This is a genomic window from Metabacillus fastidiosus NBRC 101226, from assembly GCF_001591625.1.
GTDB lineage: Bacteria > Bacillota > Bacilli > Bacillales > Bacillaceae > Metabacillus > Metabacillus fastidiosus.
This window is the reverse complement of record NZ_BCVG01000019.1, coordinates 1-19,474: the sequence shown is the minus strand read 5'-3', so window position 1 is coordinate 19,474 and position 19,474 is coordinate 1. Positions and strand designations below refer to the sequence as shown.

General features: G+C 34.2%; 18 protein-coding genes and 1 pseudogene. 7 read left to right on the top strand and 12 right to left on the bottom strand.

The features are described 5' to 3' along the window. The first annotated feature begins 320 nt into the window (after positions 1-320). The 5 genes from dndB to dndA are packed head-to-tail and all read left to right on the top strand — an operon-like array spanning position 321 to position 6,517. Positions 321-1,415: a DNA sulfur modification protein DndB gene (gene dndB / locus BFA01S_RS07380; protein WP_066227733.1), complete on the top strand. Its 1,095-nt coding sequence runs from the start codon at positions 321-323 to the stop codon at positions 1,413-1,415. Between the two features lie 2 nt (positions 1,416-1,417). Then, positions 1,418-2,998 (top strand): DNA phosphorothioation system sulfurtransferase DndC, encoded by a 1,581-nt coding sequence (gene dndC / locus BFA01S_RS07375; RefSeq protein WP_066227731.1) that lies wholly within the window; start codon positions 1,418-1,420, stop codon positions 2,996-2,998. 16 nt (positions 2,999-3,014) lie between these two features. Next, complete coding sequence (dndD, locus tag BFA01S_RS07370; RefSeq protein ID WP_066227728.1) at positions 3,015-5,009, top strand: DNA sulfur modification protein DndD; 1,995 nt, start codon at positions 3,015-3,017, stop codon at positions 5,007-5,009. Then, the gene (gene dndE / locus BFA01S_RS07365) at positions 5,006-5,377 is read left to right on the top strand and encodes a DNA sulfur modification protein DndE (protein ID WP_066227726.1); all 372 of its coding nucleotides are present in this window, start codon (positions 5,006-5,008) and stop codon (positions 5,375-5,377) included. Before dndD ends, dndE begins: the two co-directional genes overlap by 4 nt. Positions 5,378-5,395: 18 nt before the next feature. Continuing rightward, a complete protein-coding gene (gene dndA, locus BFA01S_RS07360) occupies positions 5,396-6,517 on the top strand; it encodes a cysteine desulfurase DndA (RefSeq protein ID WP_066227724.1) in 1,122 nt (373 codons plus the stop codon). Between the two features lie 52 nt (positions 6,518-6,569). Here dndA and BFA01S_RS07355 read toward each other — a convergent pair whose 3' ends face one another. From BFA01S_RS07355 to BFA01S_RS07325, 9 genes are all read right to left on the bottom strand, one after another. Continuing rightward, positions 6,570-6,893 carry a hypothetical protein gene (locus BFA01S_RS07355; RefSeq protein WP_066227722.1) on the bottom strand — a complete coding sequence of 108 codons (324 nt, stop codon included), beginning with the start codon at positions 6,891-6,893 and terminating at the stop codon, positions 6,570-6,572. An 85-nt stretch (positions 6,894-6,978) separates the two neighbouring features. Further along, on the bottom strand, positions 6,979-7,251 hold the full coding sequence (locus BFA01S_RS07350) for a hypothetical protein (protein WP_235842984.1): 273 nt from the start codon (positions 7,249-7,251) through the stop codon (positions 6,979-6,981). A gap of 205 nt (positions 7,252-7,456) precedes the next feature. After that, positions 7,457-8,485: a hypothetical protein gene (locus BFA01S_RS07345; RefSeq protein ID WP_066227720.1), complete on the bottom strand. Its 1,029-nt coding sequence runs from the start codon at positions 8,483-8,485 to the stop codon at positions 7,457-7,459. 372 nt (positions 8,486-8,857) lie between these two features. Next, positions 8,858-10,294, bottom strand: a complete 1,437-nt coding sequence (locus BFA01S_RS07340) for a glycoside hydrolase family 1 protein (RefSeq protein WP_066227717.1) — start codon at positions 10,292-10,294, stop codon at positions 8,858-8,860. Positions 10,295-10,697: 403 nt separating this feature from the next. After that, positions 10,698-12,206, bottom strand: a complete 1,509-nt coding sequence (argH, locus tag BFA01S_RS07335; protein WP_066227715.1) for an argininosuccinate lyase — start codon at positions 12,204-12,206, stop codon at positions 10,698-10,700. Between the two features lie 124 nt (positions 12,207-12,330). Then, positions 12,331-12,567 (bottom strand): TOBE domain-containing protein, encoded by a 237-nt coding sequence (locus tag BFA01S_RS23655; protein WP_369690810.1) that lies wholly within the window; start codon positions 12,565-12,567, stop codon positions 12,331-12,333. A 320-nt stretch (positions 12,568-12,887) separates the two neighbouring features. Next, the gene (locus BFA01S_RS07330) at positions 12,888-14,486 is read right to left on the bottom strand and encodes a HEAT repeat domain-containing protein (RefSeq protein ID WP_066227712.1); all 1,599 of its coding nucleotides are present in this window, start codon (positions 14,484-14,486) and stop codon (positions 12,888-12,890) included. Positions 14,487-14,748: 262 nt separating this feature from the next. Beyond that, positions 14,749-14,904 (bottom strand): hypothetical protein, encoded by a 156-nt coding sequence (locus BFA01S_RS22320; protein ID WP_156483557.1) that lies wholly within the window; start codon positions 14,902-14,904, stop codon positions 14,749-14,751. Positions 14,905-15,027: 123 nt separating this feature from the next. Continuing rightward, positions 15,028-15,264 (bottom strand): hypothetical protein, encoded by a 237-nt coding sequence (locus tag BFA01S_RS07325; RefSeq protein WP_066227708.1) that lies wholly within the window; start codon positions 15,262-15,264, stop codon positions 15,028-15,030. Between the two features lie 332 nt (positions 15,265-15,596). Between BFA01S_RS07325 and BFA01S_RS07320 the strand changes: the two genes are divergently transcribed. Continuing rightward, complete coding sequence (locus BFA01S_RS07320) at positions 15,597-16,931, top strand: glycoside hydrolase family 18 protein (protein WP_066227705.1); 1,335 nt, start codon at positions 15,597-15,599, stop codon at positions 16,929-16,931. Between the two features lie 336 nt (positions 16,932-17,267). Here BFA01S_RS07320 and BFA01S_RS07315 read toward each other — a convergent pair whose 3' ends face one another. Together BFA01S_RS07315 and BFA01S_RS07310 are read right to left on the bottom strand one after the other, a co-directional pair. Next, positions 17,268-17,852 carry a TetR/AcrR family transcriptional regulator gene (locus BFA01S_RS07315; protein ID WP_066227703.1) on the bottom strand — a complete coding sequence of 195 codons (585 nt, stop codon included), beginning with the start codon at positions 17,850-17,852 and terminating at the stop codon, positions 17,268-17,270. 57 nt (positions 17,853-17,909) lie between these two features. After that, positions 17,910-18,344: a VOC family protein gene (locus BFA01S_RS07310; RefSeq protein ID WP_066227700.1), complete on the bottom strand. Its 435-nt coding sequence runs from the start codon at positions 18,342-18,344 to the stop codon at positions 17,910-17,912. A 303-nt stretch (positions 18,345-18,647) separates the two neighbouring features. Between BFA01S_RS07310 and BFA01S_RS23410 the strand changes: the two genes are divergently transcribed. After that, entirely contained in the window at positions 18,648-18,782 is a 135-nt protein-coding gene (locus BFA01S_RS23410) for a hypothetical protein (RefSeq protein WP_268874825.1), read from the top strand. A 78-nt stretch (positions 18,783-18,860) separates the two neighbouring features. On the opposite strand, the pseudogene BFA01S_RS07305 reads toward BFA01S_RS23410, so the two are convergent. Continuing rightward, positions 18,861-19,474, bottom strand: a pseudogene (locus BFA01S_RS07305) (HAD-IIB family hydrolase); the annotation flags it as partial.

Below are 19,474 nucleotides of genomic sequence, written 5' to 3'. Positions count from 1 at the left end.
TCTGCTGATATACTATACAAATTTTAACATAAATTCTGAAAAAGAAACAAAAAACGACAGGAATTTATCATATCTTAATTTCAATAGAATTAGTGCCAATAAAACTGGCTAATCCCATTATTTTAACATATTAACCCTCTATTTTTTGAAATTTCTATTTCCACTTTTCACTATTTAAATTCATCAGCTCTAAATTCTATTTTATACAGACTCTTTCACCGAACATTTATTCTTTATCTCACCCTTTACAATTGCACTCTAACAGCAAATTATATATAATCAAAACATATTATTACGTACGTAATGGAAGGTGAAACAATATGAATTATGGTTTTAGCTATAATTTCCCTGCCCTCCGTGGAAAACAAGGTGGAGAGGAATATTATGTCGTTATGTGTCCTTTGCGTCTTATCCCAAAAATCTTTTTATTTGATGAAGAGGAAATTCCACCAGAACATCGGGCCCAACGAATAATTAATAGAGTTCGTATACCTGAGATTACAAATTATATAGTTGAAAACCCTAATGATTATGTCTTCTCATCACTAACTGCATCTATAGATGGGGAAATTGAATTTCACCCTCTAAGTACTGATCAATCATTTCAGGATCTGGGACAATTGCATATTTCATTAGATGCCAAATTTCTTATTAATGATGGTCAACATCGTCGTGCTGCTATTGAAGAAGCTATCAAAGTATCTCCAGAGCTAGGAAATGAAACAATATCAGTCGTATTTTATCATGACCAGGGATTAAAAAAATCACAACAAATTTTCTCAGATTTAAATCGGCATGCGGTAAACACAACTTCTTCGATCGGCATTTTATACGACCATCGTGACAAATTGGCACTAGTAACAAAAAAACTTATAGTCACAAATGATTTACTTTCTCGTTATACAGATAAGGAAAGAGTAAATTTGTCAAAGAACTCTCCAAAGATACTAGCATTAAACCATATATTCAATACGAATCTTCGTCTCCTTGGAAAAACAAAAGGTGACTCTATAACAGACGAAGAAGAGAATTTTCTAGAAGAGTTTTGGCAATTACTTTGTGAGTCAATAGTCGAATGGAAAATGGTTTTTAATAAAGAATTAAGTCCACGTGATCTCAGAGTCAATTACATTGTTGGACATGGTGTATTTATAGAGGCTGTTGGCTTAGTTGGTAAGTACTTATGCGAACACCATTCAAATGATTGGAAGCTCTATATAAGTAAGCTGTCTGAAATTGATTACAGCAGAACAAATACAGAGGATTGGCTAGGTAGAGCCTTTGGTGTTAACGGCAGAATTCAAAAGACAAGGGATACCGTAACATTAACAGCTAATAAATTAAAAGAAAAATTAGGGCTTCCTCTCACAGATCTAGAACAAAAAATAGAAGAGAAATCTCGTTTAGGAGTGTAGTTATGTTAAACAATGTAATCAGTAATTTATTTAACCAACAAAGTGATGCTAACAGTTTAATAGATGAAACAAAAGAACATATCAAACAAGTTTATCTCTCTGATAACCGTCCCTGGGTAGTTGGTTATAGTGGCGGTAAAGATTCTACTGTCGTAGTGCAACTTGTATTTGAGGCGTTAAAGGATCTTTCTTCTGAGCAATTACATAAGAAAGTTTATGTAATTTCATCAGATACTCTTGTTGAAACACCTTTAATTATTGATTCCATTAATACGACATTACGTCTTATCCAAGAGGAAGCATTAAAACATGACCTTCCTATTGAAACACATAAAGTAAAACCGGTCTCTGAAAAATCATTTTGGTCAAATATTATCGGAAAAGGCTACCCTTCTCCTAATCAACAATTTCGGTGGTGTACGGACCGCTTAAAAATCGAACCTGCTAATGCGTTTATCATGGATAAGGTTTCTAGATTTGGAGAAGTTGTAATGGTACTTGGAGTACGTGAAAACGAGAGTCAAAGTCGTGACCAAGTCTTAAAATCCCATACAGTTGAGGGAAAAACATTAATGCGACACTCTTCTTTACCAAATGCCTATGTATATGCCCCTATTCGCAAATTTAGTGTAGATGATGTATGGGCCTATCTTCTTAATTATTCTTCACCATGGGGCGGAGACAATCATGAACTCAATAAATTGTATCAAGACTCCAGTAGCGGTGAATGCCCATTAGTAGTAGATAAAAACATTAAAGAAAGTGCTGGTTCCTGCGGTAATAGCCGTTTTGGATGCTGGGTTTGTACAGTAGTCAATGAAGACAAAGCCCTCAACGGATTTATCATAAGTGGGGCTGAATGGTTGAAGCCTTTGCTTGCCTTTCGCAATTGGTTAGCTGAAATTCGCGATGAGCGGGACAAGCGTATGAAATACCGAATGGGTGGTCAAATATACTTTAATAAAGTAAAAACAGAACTGTATAACAATGAAGTTTGTATAGTAATTCCGAAGAAATCAAGTCGCGCTAAACAGTATCTACCGCTAGAAGATTTCACAATTATAGAAAAGGAAGAACTTAAAGGTTATATCGAAGAAAACAATATTGATTTAAGCTCTCCTCTTGACCCTAAGATATTAGTGAGATTGGATGAGGAAGGTTCCTTTGGACAACTTGGGCTTGGACCATTTACTATGGAAACTCGAAAAGACATTCTTCATAAGCTTCTAGTTCTCCAAAAAGAGTTAAGAAACCCCGATGGAGAAAATGTAGAATTAATAAGTGAAGAAGAGCTAAGAGCCATTCGCCGATATTGGCTCGAAAATGGGGATTGGGAAGATATACTTCCATTAATTCACAGAGAAGTAATGGGTTATGATTTAGATTGGGAATATGATGACCGCCCGCTATTTGATGGGGAGCAAATAACAGACTTAGAAACCCTCTGTCAAAAATATAGTGTAGATTTCAAAGCATTAAAGAAATTAATTAACCTAGAAAAAAATTATGTTGGATATAAAGTAAGAAGAGGTCTTATGCAGGATATCGAAAAAGTACTTAAACAAGATTATTTACATCTGTAATGGTGAGGGGCTATTTATGTTAATCGAACAAATTAAATTAGAAAATATAGGATCTTATAGAGGGGATAACATCTTTGATTTATCTATATCTTCATCTAAAAAGAATGTTATCTTAATTGGTGGTGAGAACGGAGCCGGTAAAACTACTTTCTTGAATTCGATCAGGCTCGGACTCTTCGGGTGCTATGGGTATGGATATAAAACAGAAAATAAGGATTATTATAAGCGTGTGTATTCCTATCTAAACTCAAATGCCAGAAAGCAAATAAATGAACCTTTCTCTATTACTATCTCGTTTAGTGAGGTTGAAAATTACCGCCGGTATTCATATACCTTTAAACGTTCTTGGCTATTAAAAGATGAAGCTATAAAGGAACAATTTAGCATTACAAAAGATGGTTCTCACTTAAATGAAGCGGAAGCGGATATTTATCAATCTAAACTCAAAGACTTTTTCCCTCCGAAACTTTTTGACTTATGTCTGTTTGATGGAGAGGAAATATCAAGGATTATTAGTGAAAATAAACTTTCCTCCTATTTACAGGAGCTTTCTACGGTAGTATTTAATCTTGACTTATTCAACAGCCTAGAAAATGATTTAACTTCCTATCTCCAACAAGCTGTAAGTGAAAACCAGCTTTCAGTCTTAGAGAAAGAGGTAGTAGAATTACAAGGAAAAGAAGAAGAAAAATTCAATTATGTTAAGTCCTTGAAAAATCAGATAAATAATGATTCTGAAATGATCCAGAAATTAAAAGAAACATCTAGTTCCATTAAGAAGGATTTTGAAACACATGGTGGCCTTGTAAAGGAAGAACGTGATACACTTAATCAACAAATGCTTGAGATTGAATCAAAGCGAAGAAGAAATACAGACCATGTACGTGATTTTATACAAAACTTGCTTCCCTTTTACCTAAACAAAAATCTACTATGTGCAGCAAGTAAACAAATTCAGGCTGAAGAAAAGTTATCCTTATTCACACAACTTGAGAAAGAATTAACAATTGAAAAATTGGCGGGATTCTCGGATAAGCTCCCTAGTGTATCTTCTGGAGAGCAGTTTGCACCAGCATTAAAAAATCATATCCTAAGCATTTTTGAACCAGAGCAAAATGGAGTAAATTATATTCATAATCTCTCTCCGTCTCAACGGACAGAGATTGCGGTAGTATCACAAACACTGGAAAAAGAAAGACATGAAACATATGTTAGTTTACTTAAAGAAAATAGACAGATGCTTGCTCAAGCACAAGAACTTAGGCAAAAGATTAACGAAAATGACTCTGCCAGTGAATTTAGTCAAATGCTTCAGCAGATGGAGCAAATTCAGGAAGACATATATAAACTTGAGAAACGAATGGAACAGAATAAAATTTCTGTATACGAAGAAGAACAGTTGCTCAGCACTTTACAATCTACAATTGAAGTAAAGCAAAACACTATTAATCAAGGAAATAAGAAAAAGAGTTCCTTTGCTATCGCTCAAAACATTAAAAAATTAAGTACGGAATTCCAAAAACTTCAACATCAAAAAAAGCTTCAGCAAGTTCAAATTGAAGCTACACGAATGTTAAATCAATTAATGCGGAAACATCAGTATATTTCCTCTATTCGCATTAATCCAGAGTCATTTGAGGTATTCCTTTATGGTCAGGACCGAGATATTATCGCTAAAGAAACCCTTTCAGCCGGCGAAAAAGAAATTCTTCTCCTTTCTTTAATTTGGGCGATGTTTAAGTGTTCTGGACGGCGTGTTCCGTTTATCTTTGATACTCTTCTTGGCAGATTAGATAAGACACATAAACGTAATATTCTAATAGATTTTATCCCTTCTTGTGGTGAACAAGTGCTAATTCTCTCAACAAATTCAGAAATAGATGAGAATCATTATGAATTACTTAAAGGTCATATTTCACACCGATATTTATTAGAATTCGATATGGAAAAACGTCAAACTTCTATATCTCATCAATATTTCAACTTCCAAGAGAAGGAGCTTACACCATGAGTAATCGTCTAAGGATTTCGAAAATAACTTCTGATAAGTTAGCAGAGTTACAATCACCTACTAACTTTACTCGTAATATTTTAGTGCGCTTAGCTATTGGCTTGTCACTGCAAGATCCATCCATGCCTAACTTAGTCAATGATAAAGCACCTGGGGGCTTTGACATTGATAGGTTCATATTGACTGGAGAGTATGATCTAGTTTATAAAACTTTAATTACTCAACATGCTCAAAGAGAAGTATCAGATGAAGAATATTTCCCTACCCTATTTAACGCCCATTTGGAACGTGGAATCATTCTTTTGGAAAATGAATACAAGCATGCTGGCAATGCTGAAAAATTTATGATTAATTTACTTCAAAAATAAGAAGGTGCGAATTAAAAAATGCTTTATTTAGATAATAGCTCAACCACGCAAATAATACCTGAAGTAAAAGATGCTATGTTACCATATCTGCTTGAAGAGTTTGGAAATCCTTCAAGTAAATTTTACTCTCTAGCCCAGAATTCAAAAGCCGCTGTAGATATGGCCAGAAGAAATGTAGCTCAACTGTTAGGATGCGACTCTGATGAAGTTATTTTTACAAGTGGTGCTACTGAGAGTAATAATTTTATCATTAAAGGCGTTGCGCACTATTACAAAGACAAAGGAAACCATATTGTAACCTCTAGAGTTGAGCACCCTTCTGTTCTAGAAACATGTAAATTCCTAGGACAAAATGGATATAATATAACTTATTTAGATGTAGACTCGTTTGGCAGGGTTAATCCAAAGGACATTTTAAATATCATCTTAAATGATAAGCCGATCTTAGTCTCAATTATGATGGGAAATAATGAATTAGGCTCCTTAAACCCTATTGAAGAGATTGCCACTATTTGTAAAGAACATAACGTTTTTTTCCATACGGATGCTACTCAAGCTATTGGGAAGGTACCCTTAAATCTATGTGATATTGATGGCATTAATTTTTTATCTTGCTCTGCCCATAAATGTCACGGACCAAAAGGAATTGGAGCTGCTATCATCCGAAAAGACAACTTAGGATTACCAGTACCAATAACCCCCCTTCTTCATGGAGGTGGACAAGAACGTGATATACGTTCTGGAACTTTAGCTGTTCATAATATTGTTGGCATGGGAAAAGCCGCTGAAATTGCTTTTAAAAACCTAGACGAGAATATTGAAAAACTTGAAAAACTTGAGAGTAAACTAGTATCAATTCTAAAAGAAAAGTTTAATGATAATATTGTATTTAATAATGATCAGACTAAAAAGATTCCTGGTATATTAAGTGTTCAATTCAAAGGAATTAATAATGAAGTACTAGTTCGTACTCTCGCACCAGTGATGGCTGTTTCTACTGGTTCAGCTTGCAGTTCCAGTAAACCAAGTCATGTTTTACAAGCAATAGGCTTGTCAATGGAGGAGCTTCGTTCCACAATTAGGTTTTCTCTTGCTCCAACTATTTTTTTAAATGATCTGGATATCTTTAATAGTCTTTAAAAAACAAGAAAGCCTTTCTCTTCGGAAGACTTTCTTGTTTTTATTTATTTTATTATTCCCAGTCAGCTTCTGGCTGTGTAAGATACTGACCTACGGAGTCATGATCTTCATATTCTTCTGGATTAATTGCTTCTAATGTTCGCTTACAATAGTACCATAAAACTTTTTCCTCAATATCGACCTCTAGATCATCTGTTTTTAACTCAAGAGGAGCCCCACACTCCTCACAACTATCACCAAGTGATTTATATTCCGTTGTGATCATTTCAACAAAGCAATCATAGCAATAAGTAATTGGTTGTTCTAGTTCACCAAACTTATCAAACTCAACGATATCTTTCTTATTTAAATCTTTTTTACACTTTTCACAAATCACTTTATATTCCTCCCATGTATTAAATCAATTAAATAAAGGCGAATTTAATGCTGTAAAATTAATGGCTCTATTAATTTACAAGAATTCACTCCATAGCATTTCCCTTAATTTGCTGTCTTTTTCGTTCGAAATCTTCTTCTGTCGCATTTTTCCACTGTGCTGCTAAAATCATATCTGACCAAATGGTACTAGGTAAATTTGTTTGCTTATATAACTTTAACAGCATTTGTTTTAATTGAAATTCGTTATAAAGTCCATCGAAGTAATCTGTGTAAATAGCTTCGAGATTTTTTCTAACTTGATTATTGTTCGATATTATCTTGTCCCCAAACTCTTCCTCTTCTATGTTCTCTTTCACTCTGCATCACCCAATTTATTTACACCCTTAAACATATGTAATTATATTTAAATAAAATTTCTAATTCCATAAATCTTACCTTAAGTTTCATTTTTACTTATTCTACTCTTACTAATTATATAAAATAACGACATATTCACAAATAAAGTAAAATAATCTACAACTAGATGAAGTCTTTTAAAACAGCTATACTTTAACTATTTTATTAATTACTCCAGAACTTTTCTTTCAACCATTCAGCAATTTCACAGCAATTCAGCTCTTCAGAGTATCCCTCAACATCTGACAAATCAAAATATCTGTGGCCCATGAGCCCACCCTTGTCTGGCTTCATAAATTCTGTTTCATAAAACTTCTCTATGAAGAAAAATCTATGACCCTCTGAAAGAATGTACCCATAACGATTTTTCGCCTCTGAAATTACTCTCTTAATAGTTTGTTGTTGATCTTCAGTTAATTGAACATCATGTACATTCTTAACTATCAGATTGTCAGTTTCTTCTTCATACAAAATATCAACACTTAAAATTACTTCTCCAATTGCACGGATCGCCTTCTGCTTATATAGCCCTAAATATTTATGTTTTTGATATCCCCGTTCACTCGGAGCATAGTAAATATTATGCTCCATGTTCTGTTCATATGTATTGCCAGCCAGTACGGCCCTCATTTTCGATTCAGTATTATCAATTAAACCTTCCTCAGTACAAAAAGCCTCGAAATCACGTATTAATTCTTTCATCTCTATATCATAGTCAAGAACTACTTCGTTAAAACATCTACATATGTCTTTAAAAGTTGTCGCAGCAAAATTAATTTTAACAGTTGATCCCTCATTAACTTTATTTAAATAATCAATAATCTCTTTTCTATACTGCTCATCAATTGATACTGTATTAATCCAAAGGAAGATCTTTTTATCTTCATTATCAAAAGAACTGATATGCTTACTTACTTGTTCCAGATTTTCCTGTCCATATAATTTCGTTTCAATGATAATCTTAAAGCTCTGCTGTTCAATTATTCCATCAGGTATACTGCCATTTCCTTTTCTCTGTTGACTAAAATGAACAGATGTATCAAGTTCAATATTTTTATCTTCAAATACCGCATTTATAAACCGATTAAACTGATCATTACTGTGATTATAAAGTCGACTAAAGAGCAACAATGTATTATTTGTAACCATATTTTCCTTTTGTGAATAACGGGGGAAGTAATGAATTATAGCCATAAGATAGCCTCCAATTTCTTTCATCTATCTTTCTATTATTAAAAAATATCTTTAATTTAAGTGTAGCATAACCATTTAACAAATAGTATATTTTACCTATTTTAATAGAACAGTTCTCTATTTGAAAAATTATTTCTATAAGAATAAGAGGAGATTTCCTCAAATAATGATCGATGATCTTAGCCATTTTTTATTTTCAATTAGTTTTTCTCCAACTAAACCCTAAAATGATTAAGAAAGAAACTAGATGAATTTTACTTTATTAAATCCTAGAATAGAGAGAGAATAAAATATATAACGATTTATTATAACGAAAGAAGCTGGTTCAGAGTTTTTAAATAAACTCTGAACCAGCTTCTTACCATCCAAACATCAAATTCTCTCCCCATTCGTCCCAATAACACCCTTATACCAAAAGAAAGACTTCTTCCTCTTCCGCTCCAACGTCCCGCTCCCATCATCATGCTTATCCACATAAATAAAACCGTAACGTTTAGAGAACTCTCCCGAGGACATGCTCACCATATCAATACAGCCCCAGCTTGTATATCCCATTAATTCTACACCGTCTTCAACAGCTTCTCCCATTGCTTTAATATGTTCACGCAGATAGTCAATCCGGTAATCATCATTGATCGAGCCGTCTTCTTCTACTTTGTCATAGGCACCCAACCCGTTTTCTACGACGAATAGCGGCTTTTGATAACGGTCGTATAATTTATTTAAACTGATGCGTAAGCCTTCCGGGTCGATTTCCCATCCCCAGTCGCTCGTTTTTAAGAACGGGTTTCTTATACCGCCAATAATATTTCCTTCTGCACCTTCGGAATCTGCTTTCACTTTTTTCTCGGTGCGGGACATGTAGTAGCTGAAGCCGATATAATCTGCAGTACCTTCTTTTATTAATTGGAGGTCGCCCTCTTCCATCTCTAATTCGATATTATGTTCTTTAAAGTAGCGTTTCATGAAAGCCGGATATTCACCGCGCACCTGTACATCTGCGCAAAAGTAATTGAAAAGCTGTTCTTCCTGTAGAGCATACATAACATTTTCAGGGTTGCAGTCAAAGGAATAAACAGGCGCAAAAAGAATCATACAGCCTATTTTGGAGTGAGGAATAATTTCGTGACATGCTTTGACTGCAATGGCGCTTGCGACAAATTGGTGATGATAAGCCTGAAAGGTAGGATCGTATTTATCCTCTTCCTTTTGAATCGAGAAACCAAGACCTTGGATCGGCATGACCAGTCCGCTATTAATCTCATTAAAAGTCATCCAGTATTTCACTTTAGTTTTATAACGATTGAAAATAGCATGTACATATTTTTCAAAGAAAGTCACCACTTGGCGGTTTCTCCAGCCGCCGTATTCCTTTACAAGATGAAGAGGCATTTCATAGTGCGAGATAGTGACAACCGGCTCGATACCATACTTATGCAGTTCATCAAACACACGGTCATAGAAAGCTAAACCTTCTTCATTTGCCTCAAGCTCATCACCGTTTGGAAAAATCCTTGTCCAAGCGATCGACATCCGGAATGCCTTAAAACCCATTTCCGCAAACAGCGCGATATCTTCTTTATACCGATGATAGAAATCAATCGCTTCATGGTTTGGATAGCTATATTGATCAGGGTAGATTTCAAAATCAAAACCTGGATTCATTAATATGTCATACCGCTCTTTCCCGCCTGGGAGAACATCTGCAATATTTAATCCTTTATTCCCTTCATTAAAGCCGCCTTCCATCTGATTGGCAGCTGTTGCTCCTCCCCATAAAAAATCTTTAGGAAATTGAAATTTTTCCACTTGATTTCCTCCTGAATGTTTTTATTCATTATTATTTGTTTGAGGTATGAGTTTTATTAGTTAACGAGCTGTTCTTCTCTAATCACGATTCCGATTTATCAACCTAAATTTCATCCATTACTTTAGGATAGACATGAAACAATCGGGCAAGAAAATGGGTATCTTTCAATTTACATAGTAAAACTATTTCTACACATGAGTATTTACCCATTTTTTAGGTAACTTTTATATTATTTCATGCCAACATAACAGTAGAAGAAATAGAAAGAAGGGTGATATCAAGAAAGTCAATGATAACCGACTTTCCATGACGTCTCCCTTCATATTTTTATATAATACTACTTTAGGCGATTTTGAATTTTACTCTGTAGTTCCTGCATTGCCAGATTATAACAGCTCCATTTTACCAATCGTTAATAAAAGCATTAAGCTGTTTCTCAGCCTCGTTAATTGCAGCTTCCTTTGTTTCAACCCAAGCAGTCAATTCCTTTTCATTTTCCTTCGCTGTTTTTAATGAAGTACGCATCGTATTAGGGGAAGGTCCACCGGGCAATGTCCTTATTTCTACAAAATACTTCGGCTTTAGTGTCCTATAAAAATCTTCAGGGGTAATTGTTAAAGGTTTTTTCGTGACTTGCAGCGCTTCTTTATTTGCAATCTCCCAAGTCAGATGTTCCAGCGACTCTTTACCGACAGATAATAGATACTTTACACATTTACTCACAATACTATGTGCCTGCCTAAACGAAATTTGCTCAGAGCGTACAAGTGTATCTGCCAGCTCTGTTACATTTGCAAAACTATTTTCGGCATGTTTTAATAACTTTTCTTTATTGACATCCATTGTCACAATGAGACTGCCAAACAATTGATATATTCCGGTTAATCGATCAATTGCCCGCCAAATATATGGCTGCATATCGTCTTCTGTATCAACAATATCTCCGAATGGCGTATTATGTGCCATCTTCAATACTGTATCTGTATCTCCAGCAACAGAGGAAAGAAGAGAACGCATATGTTCAATCGATACCGGATTCCTTTTTTGCGGCATAATAGAACTCACTTGTACATAAGGGCTTGCGAGTTTAAAAACATTAAATTCCTGTGTTGCCCATAATAAAAAATCTTGTGATATACGTCCAAGATTAAGTGCGGCAAGCTGAACAGCTGTCGAAGCTTCCAAAATATAATCTGCACTTGCTACAGCATCCCATGCATTTTCAACGATGTCATCAAAAGCAAGCAAATCACGCATACGTTCACGGCTGATGTTAAAACCTGTCGTCGTTAATGCTGCGGCTCCCATAGCGCTTCGATTGATCGTCCTATATGAATCTTGCATTCTTTTAAAATCACGATCAAGCTGGTCTATAACGGCTTTTAAATAATGGGCCAATGTTGTCGGCTGTGCTTGCTGTGTATGTGTATAGCCAATCATAATCGTATCAATATGTTCCTCCGCTACCGCTATTAAATTTGTTCGAAGCTTTAAAAGAGCATTCATAAGAATAAGTAATTTTTTGCGGAGTGTCATGCGGTAAATCGTAATTCCCATGTCATTACGACTGCGGCCAATATGCAAATTTCCTGCTATATCACCAGCACGTTCAATCAATTCATGTTCAATACGAAAAAACAAATCTTCAAATTTTGGATTATATTCTTCTTTTCTGTAATCATCTAAATCGAGCTGTTTGATGGCCGAGCTGATTTTTACTGCCTCATCATATGTTACGAGCCCTTGTTCCTCCAACATCTTTAAATGGGCAATATGAATTTGTAGCATTGATGACAGAAAGTTTTTCTTTGCTTCATCATAGGCGGGCTGCAATACAATTTCTTTGTAAATATTTGAAGGGAACTGGGAACCATCTTCTAAAATTACACGTCTTTTTATATCCTTAAACATAGGACACCTTCCTTCAGAGAAGCACAATAAAAAAAAGCATTGTATCAGCGGCTCAATTAAATACAACCAATTCAAATCCGTCTTGGTAAATCTGATTTAATACGATATTAAATTGCTGATTCAGCTATTTCCCCCTAATGCGTATTCCTGTCTCGCTGTCAAAAAAGTGAATTTTATTTACATCAAAGTGAAGATGAATCACCTGATCAGTTACATATGTGTGATTAACATCTGTACGGAAAAAAATGATATGATTTTTAATATATGCATATACGATAGATTCTGAGCCTAAAAGTTCAATTGTATCTACTTTTACATCAATAAAAGAATCTTTACTATCCTGTATATGTTCCGGGCGTATCCCTAAAGTAATGTCTTTTCCATCAATTACATAATTTCCACGTATTAACTCATTATATAGTTTATAACACGTATAATTCCTATTTGTAAACTATGATTTATATAAAAGCTAAATAAAAGTCCAAACTCTTGATGTAACAGAATTTGAACCTTCTTTCATCAATAACCTGAGGGAATTTGGAACCCCGCCCCTTCCTAAAATCCCTAATTAAATAACACTAATTCATTCTCTCAATCTCGATTACTTAAAAACTTTATGCTGCTAAATTTAATTTCACTGCTCATATATCGATGCAATTCCGATACCAATAATCAATTAGCTCAAAAACCCTTCATACAGAATTCAAGCTCTTTTCTTTCACTTTTCTCTAACTGGCTGCCAAATTTATTTAAAACCTGCTTAATGGAATCAATTTGTGATTTAGTTGGTGTTTCAAAACTTTTATTAAAATTAACTATCCATCTGGAAAATCGCGACTTCCCTAATAAATACATATCACTTTCTCTTTTATCGGCATACATTTCAATAATATATTGAATCGCATCCCATTTTGGAAGTGAACATAATAAAACAGCTGCATTATATCTTGTATGTACATTATTTGAATTCCTATATAAGTGGTATATAGTGTCTTTTTTGTCTTTGTAATAAGATTTTAATAAAGATTTTCTAGCCTCTTTTGATACGCCTTTATGTTCATGGTCAAGCATTTCCAAGAAGAGATTGTTATAATGTTCGGCGTCCAACATTGCAATGGCATGAACTGCTGCTTTAACAATACCTGCATTCCGATGTTTTAAAAAAGGAATAATCAATTTCACATGACTTTCATTTCCTGCTTCCCCTAATCCTAATAAGGTGCCGCGAAGGTTCTCGTTAGGGCTTTGAGTGATCTTATGTACATAATAAGATGAGAAGTCAGTAATATTTTGTTTAGTAAGTAAGAACCTCGCCACAGATCTTATAACCCTGCTCTTGTCAAAAAGTGCATGTTCAATATCACTTTTGCTATAGGAGGGATTGAAGGCGTATAGCTGTTGTAAAACTTTTACCCTTATCATTGGAAATTTGTCTTTTTTTAATATCGAATAATATTCATTAAACTCTTCTTTACTTATATCAGCTACTATTTCATTAAAAAGCAATAATCGTGAATGTGGATGTTTTTCCAGCCTTAGATAGTTTACGAGCATTTTTTTGGTGAACATCTTTGAGTAAATGATAATCTTATAGCAAAAAAATCGAATCTGTGTTATTTCAGACTTTATTCCTTCCTCCAAAGCAGATAACGATTCCTTTTGTGATAATAATTTAACTACCTTTTCAAAGAAGATGCTGTCATTATCTCTTTCACTGTTGTTCAGTTTAAATATAAGAGGTAAATGATCAACAAAACAGGTAACATATGTTGAAACTATTCGATTTTCAACATATCTTCCTGCCTTTTCTCTAACCTCAGTAACCCAGTCATTGCATCTAATAATTAAGAAAGGTAATTCTCCTCCTGACGAATAAACTGCTAATAAATCTAATGCTTTCTCACGAAAATATCCATTTGGATGAAAAGTACATAAACCTAATATTGTTAATTTTTCCTCTTCTGTAAATGTTGGTAACAATAAATTATAAGGGGACTCCTTCCCCCAATCATAAGTCCATTCTAATGAAGTTCTTTCCCTAAACAGCTTATCAAGTCTTAGTAATTGGATACTCGATAATTTTGAAATACTTGCTTGGAGAACCTTTGCAGTTCTTATCTGTAATTCTTTTGAATTAGTCAATAAAAATGAAAATGCCAGCGGTATATTCGTTAAATCATTCTCTTTTGCCAGCAAGGCTAATGTCTCGTCAATATACTCTTTGGAATATTGATCACCTGGATAATTTTTATGATTCTTTTTAAACAATCTCCACTCCATTCTAATTCCCCTTCCAGAAATGCCTACTCCCCTTATTTTCAAGAAAAGCAATATTTATCTGTCTCAAAAATATTATATCTCTTTTCTTCCATTATTTATCTGTTTTTATAGACCGGTTAAGTTTCTTTCTGTGAATAGTATTATTGAACAAAAACCAGCTTCAAATCTGATATGCAAATAAAAAAAGCCCAAATTCTTCACATAAAAGAATTCGAGCCTTGCTTCACTAATTAACCCATGATCTATCTTGTCCTTCTTAAACCTAGCTCCCTGCTCGTTCATTACGATGAGAATTCTCATAGTCTGTCTGTTTCTTCTTCGCAAAAGGAACTCCGCCTTCCTTCCTGCCTTCCTTTACCACGTAAAAACCAATCACAAGAATGCAAATAAAAGTAATAATACTACCCAAAAATTCCATTCCCTTCACCCCCTACTTCCAATATATGAACAAGTTGTTATTTTAATCTTTATTTTTTAAAAATATAGGAAAGAAAAGCCTCCATTCCTTTAGTACAAAGAATGGAGGCTTTATGTATGTATTTCATTTAAACCCGGCGTATTTCTGTTCATCCAAAGCTGCATAAATGCTTTTCACAACCGTGCCTACAAAATATATAAACCAAAGAGGCACGAAGAATGAGAGTACAAAAGAAATGATAACGATCATTACCTTCGAATTTTTATCTTCATCCTTCTTTTTTTCCGAATTAATTATATAAGCTAAAGTGAGTCCAAAACATACGACCCATGTTATAAGTAAATACCAGTACCATTCCATCCTTATTGTTCTCCTATCTCCAGTTATATGATCTTTTTCTCCAACAAAGCTCTTCACATGAAAATATTACCATATAATAACCATGATGATAAATAGGTATTTCCGTTTAATTCCCATATATTACTCAGGGTTTTCAGACCGTTTTCTTTTCCTTAAAAATAGAAAAAGAAGCTGTTAAGCTCCATATTACTGGTCTAACAACATCTTTAATTAATCGAGTATTATTATAAATATTAAAATCTCTGATACTTTATCATTTCAGTTATTTTTAAAATGCATAAAATCATTGCCTTCTGTAGAAAATATTCAAAAAAATACTGGAGGAAAAAATAATGCCTGTGAAAAGAATAATATTTTTTTGTCTGCTATTATTTTTTATTTTTTTACCTATCAAAAGCAATGCAAGTGTTATCCATGTTGTTCAAAACGGACAAAGCCTGTGGCAAATTTCGAAGCAATATGGATATTCAGTCGATCAAATTAGAAAAATGAACGGCATAGGAAATATCAACACTATCATACCTGGTGAGTCTTTGCTTATTCCAGGCCAAACTTATATCGTACAGCCTAGTGACAACTTGTCAGATATATCAAACCGTCATTCTATTACGACTGCACAACTCAGCTCTGTTAATAAATTAAAAAGCACCATTATCAAGCCAAACCAGAAGCTTACTATCCCTAAATCCCCTAAAAAGCATGTATTTGCAGGTACTTTTCTCGAGCATAAAAGTCCTTCATCAGACAAATGGCTGCTGGAAAATTATAAGGACTTATTAACAGGTGTCGGTTTTTTCGAGCTGCATCCTGATATTAACGGGAATTTAAGCGGTTTTCCTAATAAGAAAGCAATTTCGACCGCCTGGGTTAATCATATTACTCCATATGTAACTATTGCCAATCTCACTTCCAAAGGCTTTGACTATGATCTCGTCCATACTTTAATCAGCGTACCGGAGAAAAGGAAGAAATTAATTCAGAATATTTTTCAACTTCTTCATGAAAATGATTTAAAAGGTGTCATTATTGACTTTGAACGTTTAAAACCGGAAGATCGTACGCATTATAATACATTTATTAAAGAGCTTGGACAAAGACTTCATCCGGTCGGAATGGAAATAGCGGTCGCTGTTCCGCCAATGCAAGGAGATAAAATCCCTTCTTATTATGCCGGATATGATTATAAAACACTTGGACAACATGCAGATTTCTTATTTTTGATGACTTACGACTGGCATTGGTTTGGCGGACCGGCTGGACCGATTGCACCAATACAAGAAGTGAAAACAGTAGTAGAGTATGCAGTGAAAGCTATACCGCCTTCAAAAGTTATGCTTGGTATACCAATGTATGCTTATGACTGGGTCATTAATAAACCAAATCAGAAAGGCATTTCCTATTCGCAGGAACAGGCGGTAGAAATTTCAAGAAAATACGGATCAGTTATCCATTATGATAAAAATACAGCACAGCCATCATTCCGTTATACGGATTCTAACGGCTTACAGCATGTAGTCTGGTTTGAAGACGCAAGGTCCATTTTAGCAACATACCGGCTTGTAAAACAATATCAATTAGGCGGCATCGGTGCTTGGAAACTGGGTCTCTCATTTCCTCAGGCAGAACGATTGCTGTTAGAAGAATTTGATATTCAAAAAGAAAAGTGACTTGCTTAGCACTAGAACTGCCCGATAAGTTCCTAATAAGTTTTAAAAGCTGATGTTGCTTTAGAATAAAATTTGATCAAATTGACGCTAATAACCTTAATATAAAAGCAAATAAAAAGAGCATGTTTTGAAAAAAAGATTGATCAAAACATGCTCTTATAGTATTTTATCGGTTTATTCTTCTTTAAAAACTTTGATCATTTGCTATCTTTAATCTTCAACAATCGCTCTTTTTTCTTGAATAAAGTAAGCTTATATTACATATTGTTAACAGCCTACGTAATAAAACATCATTGTTTAATTAAACAAAAACGAACTAGATTTTTACTTTTAATCTTAATTTTTTAGCCCTTCCAATAGTTTCGTGATCGTAGCTATGGTGTCTTCTAAGGAGTTTTCATTATCTGGATTATCTGCTATCCAAAGGGCTGCTTCATTCATTGCTCCCGACAGACAGTGGGTCATAGCATCCACAGATAATGGTTTTAAATATCCTTGATTTTTCATATCTTGTAATTGTTCACGTAAATATCTCATTGAGTTTTGTTCATCCATTAATCTAAAGACCTTCCAGCCTAAGACTGCAGGACCATCAATTAAAAGGATTTTCAGATTCTGTTCTTCAACTGCAGCTGATAGAAAGGCCTGACAGCCAAGTAGTAATTGCTGCCAAGGATCTTCACTTTTTACAGCCTCTTTTTCAACCCGTTCTCCCACTTCCTTTTGTACGAGTTCAAAAGTGTGTAAAAATAATCCTTTTTTATTTTTAAAATGATGATAGAGAGCACCTCTGGTCAAAGTTGCCTCTGTAACGATATCTTCTAAAGCTGTGTTAGCATATCCTTTTTCTGCAAAATGTTTTCTTGCAGTTGAAAGTAACTTTTGAACAGTTGCATCGGTTTCCATTTTATTTTTTCTCATAATATTATGCCTACCTAAATTGTGAATTGTTAATACCTACTGTGTTGGAATCAGAAATTATTTTTCAGACCATATTTTCTCATTAAATTGAGAACGATAAGTCTCATCAGGTGGTATGATTTGAATTACATCGATTAAAATGCCATTCGGGTCACTTGTGATGAAATGTCTTTGACCGAATTCTTCATCTTTAATATCCTGAACGATAGGCAAATTTCCACTAAGAATTAATCTTTCATACTCGTCATCGACATTATCAACCTCAAAATTAAGAATTAATCCCTGTACCACTTTACGATAATTTGAAGGAATCGTTTTATGACTTCTATCAATGATTGCTAATTCGTAAGGAAAAGGATTTTCATTCATTTTTAAGCTCACATACCAATCTGATTTGAAAACAGGCCTAAATCCAAAATGCATATCATAAAAATTGGAACTCTCTTCTAATTTTTCAGTTAAAATAACTGGATAAAAACCATTAACCAACACAATCATCTCCTAGTTTTAGTTTGGTTAATCTTAACATACATACAGTATGTATGTAAATAATAACTTATCTAAAAATAGGAAAGCTACTGTTAGCACTAATCAAACATGACAGTAAGTTGATATTTAACCCTCTTTTCTTCACTTAAAATATCCCAAAGGGTAAAACTTTGTGAATTTATTTCAAATCCACAGCTGAAAGACCCTGTCGCAAAATCCTTGATTTTACTGGATTTTCATAACAGTACATACTCATTATGAGACATGGGAAGAGTAAAAATAATAAGGATGATGGAGGTTACGAAGATGGAAAATAACGAACAGATTTCAGTAAATGAAGAAATAAAAGCGGAGAAAGACGGTAAAAATCGGAATCAGCCAGGAAAAGAAAAAGAAAATACATTAAATTATAATAAAGCATGGGAAGATGACCGTCTTTAATAGAAGTTTTCCTTGCCTAATGGAGACTCTGAGCATAATGTAGGGTCTCCATTCATTAAACATCCTCTTCTATTCGTCTTATTTAATAACAGATTTTAACGTACTAATAATCCCTTTCGAATACAGCCCTGCTGCAATTTTAGGATGAGCATTCTTCGCTTCTTCGGTAGCATTTTCTACAAGATAGCCATGTTCCACCGCTTGTAGCATTCAAAGATCATTTCCACTATCTCCAAATGCAAAAGCATCTTCTCGCTTTAAGTTATATTTATGAAGCATAAATCGCAAAATTTCATCTTTTCCTGTTCCCACGGGAATAAAATCTACATCAAAACTATCTTCCGGGTCGCCGGCAAGAGGATTGCACCGGTTAATATTTACCGCAACACCGTGCTGTTTGCCGATTGTTTCAATAATTAATAAATTTTGTTTGTCCGCTTCTTCATTTCGTTCCTGATAATAATAATTTCGTTTATAACGGGAGCTGCCTAACTGTGTCTGAGGATTTAAAAGAATACTATTTTCTGCATGTAAGTGGTTAATAATTTTTTCAATTTTTTCTTCGGTAAATTCTTCATTTTTAATTCGGGAATGCCATTCTTTATCCTGTTCCCCAAAGTTCTGTTCAGAAAAATAAGTAATTTCAGTACCCAAATCACTCGCTTTGAACTCCCCCCACTTAATACCCCCAT

What these genes read in the sequence shown, in the direction of transcription:
- argH (WP_066227715.1), bottom strand. Translation starts at nt 12,206, where the DNA reads ATGTTTAAGGATATAAAAAGACGTGTAATTTTAGAAGATGGTTCCCAG.
- BFA01S_RS22320 (WP_156483557.1), bottom strand. Translation starts at nt 14,904, where the DNA reads ATGGAATTTTTGGGTAGTATTATTACTTTTATTTGCATTCTTGTGATT.
- BFA01S_RS07315 (WP_066227703.1), bottom strand. Translation starts at nt 17,852, where the DNA reads ATGAGAAAAAATAAAATGGAAACCGATGCAACTGTTCAAAAGTTACTT.
- dndD (WP_066227728.1), top strand. Translation starts at nt 3,015, where the DNA reads ATGTTAATCGAACAAATTAAATTAGAAAATATAGGATCTTATAGAGGG.
- dndB (WP_066227733.1), top strand. Translation starts at nt 321, where the DNA reads ATGAATTATGGTTTTAGCTATAATTTCCCTGCCCTCCGTGGAAAACAA.
- dndA (WP_066227724.1), top strand. Translation starts at nt 5,396, where the DNA reads ATGCTTTATTTAGATAATAGCTCAACCACGCAAATAATACCTGAAGTA.
- dndC (WP_066227731.1), top strand. Translation starts at nt 1,418, where the DNA reads ATGTTAAACAATGTAATCAGTAATTTATTTAACCAACAAAGTGATGCT.
- BFA01S_RS07320 (WP_066227705.1), top strand. Translation starts at nt 15,597, where the DNA reads ATGCCTGTGAAAAGAATAATATTTTTTTGTCTGCTATTATTTTTTATT.
- BFA01S_RS07330 (WP_066227712.1), bottom strand. Translation starts at nt 14,486, where the DNA reads ATGGAGTGGAGATTGTTTAAAAAGAATCATAAAAATTATCCAGGTGAT.
- BFA01S_RS07345 (WP_066227720.1), bottom strand. Translation starts at nt 8,485, where the DNA reads ATGGCTATAATTCATTACTTCCCCCGTTATTCACAAAAGGAAAATATG.
- BFA01S_RS07325 (WP_066227708.1), bottom strand. Translation starts at nt 15,264, where the DNA reads ATGGAATGGTACTGGTATTTACTTATAACATGGGTCGTATGTTTTGGA.
- dndE (WP_066227726.1), top strand. Translation starts at nt 5,006, where the DNA reads ATGAGTAATCGTCTAAGGATTTCGAAAATAACTTCTGATAAGTTAGCA.
- BFA01S_RS23410 (WP_268874825.1), top strand. Translation starts at nt 18,648, where the DNA reads ATGGAAAATAACGAACAGATTTCAGTAAATGAAGAAATAAAAGCGGAG.